This window comes from Escherichia sp. MOD1-EC6021 (assembly GCF_002965245.1).
Classification (GTDB): Bacteria; Pseudomonadota; Gammaproteobacteria; order Enterobacterales; family Enterobacteriaceae; genus Escherichia; species Escherichia coli_F.
The window spans coordinates 1-5957 of record NZ_PTRU01000065.1; the positions used below are offsets into that span (position 1 = coordinate 1).

7 protein-coding genes are annotated in these 5957 nt (G+C 47.1%); 2 read left to right on the forward strand and 5 right to left on the reverse strand.

The window, feature by feature from the left end; genetic code table 11:
- Window positions 1-32 precede the first annotated feature (32 nt).
- Entirely contained in the window at window positions 33-224 is a 192-nt protein-coding gene (locus BEB54_RS27385) for a Rop family plasmid primer RNA-binding protein (RefSeq protein WP_042634456.1), read from the reverse strand.
- 64 nt (window positions 225-288) lie between these two features.
- Here BEB54_RS27385 and BEB54_RS27390 point away from each other — a divergent pair, with 64 nt between their 5' ends.
- Both BEB54_RS27390 and mbeA read left to right on the forward strand, forming a co-directional pair.
- Window positions 289-612 carry a MobC family plasmid mobilization relaxosome protein gene (locus BEB54_RS27390; protein ID WP_000955999.1) on the forward strand — a complete coding sequence of 108 codons (324 nt, stop codon included), beginning with the start codon at window positions 289-291 and terminating at the stop codon, window positions 610-612.
- Complete coding sequence (mbeA, locus tag BEB54_RS30050; protein WP_000635804.1) at window positions 602-2155, forward strand: plasmid mobilization relaxase MbeA; 1554 nt, start codon at window positions 602-604, stop codon at window positions 2153-2155. The genes BEB54_RS27390 and mbeA overlap by 11 nt, the downstream gene beginning before the upstream one ends.
- A gap of 227 nt (window positions 2156-2382) precedes the next feature.
- On the opposite strand, the gene BEB54_RS27410 is transcribed toward mbeA, so the two are convergent.
- From BEB54_RS27410 to BEB54_RS29860, 4 genes are all read right to left on the reverse strand, one after another.
- On the reverse strand, window positions 2383-3267 hold the full coding sequence (locus BEB54_RS27410) for a GTPase family protein (protein ID WP_024133415.1): 885 nt from the start codon (window positions 3265-3267) through the stop codon (window positions 2383-2385).
- Window positions 3268-3302: 35 nt separating this feature from the next.
- The gene (locus tag BEB54_RS28930) at window positions 3303-3737 is read right to left on the reverse strand and encodes a hypothetical protein (RefSeq protein WP_089650385.1); all 435 of its coding nucleotides are present in this window, start codon (window positions 3735-3737) and stop codon (window positions 3303-3305) included.
- 227 nt (window positions 3738-3964) lie between these two features.
- Window positions 3965-4777 (reverse strand): EcsC family protein, encoded by an 813-nt coding sequence (locus tag BEB54_RS27420; protein ID WP_000549944.1) that lies wholly within the window; start codon window positions 4775-4777, stop codon window positions 3965-3967.
- A 318-nt stretch (window positions 4778-5095) separates the two neighbouring features.
- On the reverse strand, window positions 5096-5254 hold the full coding sequence (locus BEB54_RS29860) for a replication initiation protein (protein WP_071529495.1): 159 nt from the start codon (window positions 5252-5254) through the stop codon (window positions 5096-5098).
- Window positions 5255-5957: the final 703 nt, after the last annotated feature.

Genomic DNA, 5957 nt, shown 5'->3' on the forward strand with positions numbered 1-5957 from the left:
CAAGCTGTGACCGTCTCCGGGAGCTGCATGTGTCAGTGGTTTTCACCGTCATCCCCGAAGCGTGCGAGGCAGCTGCGGTAAAGCTCATCGGCGTGGTCGTGAAGCGATTCACAGATATCTGCCTGTTCATCCGCGTCCAGTTCGTTGAGCTTCTCCAGCAGCGTTAATGTCTGGCTTCTGATAAAGCGGGCCATGTTAAGGGCGGTTTTTTCCTGTTTTGTCACTGATGCCTCCGTGTAAGGGGGATTTCTGTTCATGGGGGTAATGATACCGATGAAACGCGAGAGGATGCTCACGATACGGGTTACTGATGATGAACATGCCCGGTTACTGGAACGCTGTGAGGGTAAACAACTGGCGGTATGGATGCGGCGGGTCTGCCTGGGGGAGCCGGTTGCCCGTTCCGGAAAACTGCCGACACTGGCACCGCCGTTACTGCGTCAGCTGGCCGCCATCGGAAATAACCTGAATCAGACAGCCCGTAAGGTGAACAGCGGGCAGTGGTCTTCCGGTGACCGGGTTCAGGTGGTGGCCGCACTGATGGCCATCGGGGATGAGCTGCGCCGGCTGCGTCTGGCTGTCAGGGAACAGGGGGCGCGGGATGATAGTTAAATTTCATGCCAGGGGAAAAGGTGGTGGCAGTGGTCCGGTTGATTACCTGCTGGGGAGGGAGCGTAACCGCGAAGGCGCAACGGTGCTTCAGGGTAATCCGGAAGAAGTCCGGGAACTCATCGATGCCACGCCATTTGCGAAGAAATACACGTCCGGTGTTCTGTCGTTCGCGGAGAAGGAGCTGCCGCCGGGAGGACGTGAAAAAGTGATGGCGAGCTTTGAGCGTGTACTGATGCCCGGTCTCGAAAAAAATCAGTACAGCATCCTGTGGGTGGAGCACCAGGACAAGGGACGGCTTGAGCTGAATTTTGTCATTCCGAACATGGAGCTACAGACCGGAAAACGCCTCCAGCCGTACTACGACCGCGCAGACAGGCCTAGAATTGATGCCTGGCAGACGCTGGTAAATCACCATTACGGGCTGCATGACCCGAACGCCCCGGAGAACCGCAGGACGCTGACACTCCCTGATAACCTGCCTGAAACGAAACAGGCGCTTGCTGAGGGCGTCACGCGAGGTATAGATGCACTTTACCATGCCGGAGAGATAAAAGGCCGTCAGGATGTGATTCAGGCGCTCACTGAGGCGGGGCTGGAAGTGGTCAGGGTGACGCGAAGCAGTATCAGCATTGCAGATCCGAACGGCGGGAAGAATATCAGGCTGAAAGGAGCATTTTATGAGCAATCTTTTGCAGACGGGCGCGGAGTTCGAGAAAAAGCTGAAAGAGAGAGCCGAATCTACAGAGAAAATGCTGAACAACGAGTTCAGGAGGCTCGGCGAATCTGTAAGCGAGGCTGTGACATCAAACGAGACGAAAATCAGAGACGCTATAGCCCTGTTCACAGCCTCGACAGAGGAATCGCTGGAAAAACACCGGGAAGGGGTGAAAGAGGCGATGATGCAGCACAGGAGGGACGTGTTAAAGCTGGCAGGGAATACGGGCATGATGTTACTGGGGATAGTCTTTCTCCTGTTTACCGCGAGTGGCGGGACGCTCTGGTATCTTGGAGGGAGGATACAGGCGAACCTGGAAGAAATCAGGAAGCAGGAAGAGACATTGCAGAAACTGAACGCGAAGACATGGGGCGTGGAGTTTGTGCAGGACGGGAACAGGAAATTCCTTGTCCTTCCGTACGGGAAATCAGCGGAGGTGATTCCCTTTCAGGGGAAAGAGTGGGTACATCTGAAGGAGTGACACAGAGTGACAGAGCTGGAAACACATTTGCTGAACGCCTTAGAGCAGCTGCAACAGGACTATATGCAGCGGCTGAGCGAATGGGAGAGCGCCTTCGTGGAATTGCAGAAGATGTTTTCGCTTACGCAACGGGACAACGCGATGCTGAACGAGCGGGTCATGCAGTTGAGTCAGCAGGTGCAGCACTTGAGCGAGCAGACAGAACGCTTGAGCCAGTTATACAGCGAGAACTGGAGATAAGAGAGGAACGGCTGATACAGGAGCGCGAACATGTGTTATCCCTGGAACGGGAGCGTCAGCCGGAAATACAGGAACGCACGCTGGATGGCCCTTCGCTGGGATGGTGAAACCATGAAAAATGGCAGGTTCATTGGATTAAGGCGGACTAATGTGCTCTGTGCCATCTGGTTGCATAGGTATTCATACGGTTAAAATTTATCAGGCGCGATCGCGGCAGTTTTTCGGGTGGTTTGTTGCTATTTTTACCTGTCTGCTGCCGTGATCGCGCTGAACGCGTTTTAGCGGTACGTACAAACTGTTGTTATGTTAAATACTGATGGGCTTTCCTGATTGATTATCCGAAGATCAATCCCCAAACACTTTTAGCTACAGAAACAATGGCTTTCTTGGCGACTTTAGCCACTGACGCTATTGGTTTAGGTAGTACGGTGTCTATTATATCATCAATAGCTCTATCTACGGTGTCTGCGAACCCGTCCTTTGCCGTTTCTACAATTTCTTTTGTTTTTATTTCGTCTTTTACTTGATGCACCACTCCGCTCTGTGCTTCCTTTGGGAGCGATCTTACTATTGCCTCCACTAACCTTGAAATGTTATAACCTTCATTCGCAGATACAGATATAACGGGATGTTTGGTAAAACCGAATCGTTCTATTAAGTATTCTTCCTTTTTTCTAATATTTATTTGTTGTGAGGGTGATGGTTGGTGTTTTTCTTCATCCCATTCGCGGAATGGCTCAATCTTGTCGACTTGGTTTAAAACAAACAACACTTTTTCATCACCACCAACTGGTTTTAAAACATTTTTATAAAAGTGCTCATCAGCTGAAAATGCTCGATCATCACCTTTAACAACCCAAAGCACCAGATCTAATTCTGGGAGAAGATTTTTATACAACTCTTCATATTCTATATCTTTAGCTTCATTTTCACCTACACCTGGTATATCTATTATTTTAATTGTTCTATCACCAAATGAAATTATTAATTCCTGAACCTTTCTCGTGCATGCTTCTACATCACTCACTGCACATACATTACCTTTAAAGATAGAATTACATAGGCTGGATTTACCAGCGCCGGTTTTACCCATAATCCCTATTACTGGTTCGTAATTAATAACATTTCTAATTTTGTTATAGACAGACTTGCGAATCTCTTTAGGTAGAACATCCACAGCTTCTTTGATTAATTTTATACCTTGCGTATTGTTTTCCATAGTTACTATTTTCCTCATTTTGTTGTTCATATGAATTAACGGAAGCTTGTTTTTCTTTCTTCTTTTTCTTCCCCGCATACAGAACATTTGTAATGGCGATAGGTATCAGAACTCCCACTAAGATACCAATTGTGTCTTTTACCATGAACTCGCTCTGTAAAACATCTCACGCATCTTTCTTTCACATTGCAATAATCATCGACTGCAATTTCAACAAATCTTTCATGCCTTTCGCCTTCTTGTTCAGCGCCACAGTCGATACACTTTTTTACAGTTGTGCACTTGAAATCGTATTTATAATTTTCCTCTCCGTATTTATGCTGTTCTTTTTGTATAGTGCGATTGCAGTCAGGGCATAGTTTAGAATATTTACAAGTCTCACCATCAATAAGCTTATAGTTTCCTCCGTGTATACCTACCCCACACTTAGCCTTGATTGCTGCATTTTTTATGCTATCCCAAAAGCCCATGGAAAAATCTCCCTACGATTAGTTGATATAAGTTGAACAATTCATCGATATGATTATACACGTATAGTGTGTGGATATATAAAAATGAGTATGGATTTATGCTCTGTATAATGTTGTTGTTATATTAAATATAGAGCTGAAAAAGTGGGGGCACTGGATAAACTTCGTGTTTTTCCCGCAAAGATAGTATTGGAAAGTCATTGTCTAATTCATCCAAGATAAATATTTTACGAATTTGTGAGTTTGCTTGAGATTTTTATATATTCAGCCTTTATTAACTCATTGCCATATTTTTTCTCGAGCCTTTTAACAATGAAATGACCTCGAGCCATATCTTGATAATAGTCGGTAAACATTGTGTTTAATGTGGCTCCAGTTAGTGCTCCAATAACGGGAACGACTTGAGCTGCCATTTTTTCCGTAATAACTATACCAAATCTTGTTGCAACTTTTTCTATTAACGAAGCTAACCATTTTCCTGTTTGTACTGAAGATGCGTTTTTGACAGCAATGTTAGAAATTTCTTTGGATAAATCTTGTACGATCTCGGCAGTCAAACTTCTTGTTGCATAGTATGCAGTATTAGCTGCATCATCGTCATCAGATGGTCCTCCCAAGGAAAACACCTCTAAGCAGGCCAGTTTGGTATCAATATTATCTAGCTCAAAACCTTCACTTCTTGCTATGTCAGCAATTGAACGAAGCATAATTGTCGTTGAAACCGGTAACTCAATTGCTAATGCAGAAAAGCCAAAAGCGCCACCAATGGCTCCAGATACGGCCGCAAAGAATTTATTTGTCTTAGTTGATGCTATTCGGTTAGGTTCATTGTCTAGACTCCATAAGGCTGCATCAGCAGCTTTGTGGAGAGATTTTTCTACTAGACTATAAATTTGCTCTTCTGCCCCTTTGGGAAGTTTACTCATTAAGTAATCTATTGGGGTTCCAACTAATTGGGTTAATGTTTCAGTAATTGTATCTTGTTCTAATAATTCTACGGCCCTTTCTAAAGCCCGCAGATCTCCTTCTTCAAGATGCATATAATGAATCCTTTATGAATCAATCGATAGTCTACTTTTGTAAGTGATTCGTCTTGGGAGCTTACCTTGAGCGAGTTCAGTGATTCAATAGGCGAGATGCCGACATCATTGTTGTCTGTGAAGCAGGAGTGATGAAAAGATCAAAGGATCCTCTTGTGATCCTTTTTTTCTGCGCGTAATCTGCTGCCTGTAAACAAAAAAACCACCGCTACCAACGGTGGTTTGTTTGCCGGATCAAGAGCTACCAACTCTTTTTCCGAAGGTAACTGGCTTGGTGGAGCACAGATACCAAATACTGTCCTTCTAGTGTAGCCGCAGTTAGGCCACCACTTCAAGAACTCTTAATATCTCAATCCACCTTGTCCAGTTACCAGTGGCTGCTGCCAGTGGCGCTTTGTCGTGTCTTACCGGGTTGGACTCAAGACGATAGTTACCGGATAAGGCGCAGCGGTCGGGCTGAACGGGGGGTTCGTGCACACAGCCCAGCTTGGAGCGAACGACCTACACCGAACTGAGATACCAACAGCGTGAGCTATGAGAAAGCGCCACGCTTCCCGAAGGGAGAAAGGCGGACAGGTATCCGGTAATCGGCAGGGTCGGAACAGGAGAGCGCACGAGGGAGCCACCAGGGGGAAACGCCTGGTATCTTTAAGTCCTGTCGGGTTTCGCCACCTCTGACTTGAGCGTCAATTTTTGTGATGCTCGTCAGGGGGGCGGAGCCTATGGAAAAACGCCAGGGGCGCGGCCTTTTTCCTGGTTTTGCCTTTTTGCTCACATGTTCTTTCCGGCCTTATCCCCTGATTCTGTGGGTAACCGCATTACCGTCTCTGAGTGAGCTGATACCGCTCGCCGCAGCCGAACGACCGAGCGCAGCGAGTCAGTGAGCGAGGAAGCGGAAGAGCGTAGGCATTTGCATTTTCTCCTTACGCATCTGTGCGGCATTTCACACCGTCCATGGCGCACTTTTCATACAATCCGCACTGATGTCGCATAGTTAAGCCAGTATACACTCCGCTAGCGCTACGTGACTGGTTCAGGGCTTCGCCCCGAAACCCCCTGACGCGCCCTGACGGGCTTGTCTGCTCCCGGCATCCGCTCACAGACAAGCTGTGACCGTCTCCGGGAGCTGCATGTGTCAGTGGTTTTCACCGTCATCCCCGAAGCGTGCGAGGCAGCTGCG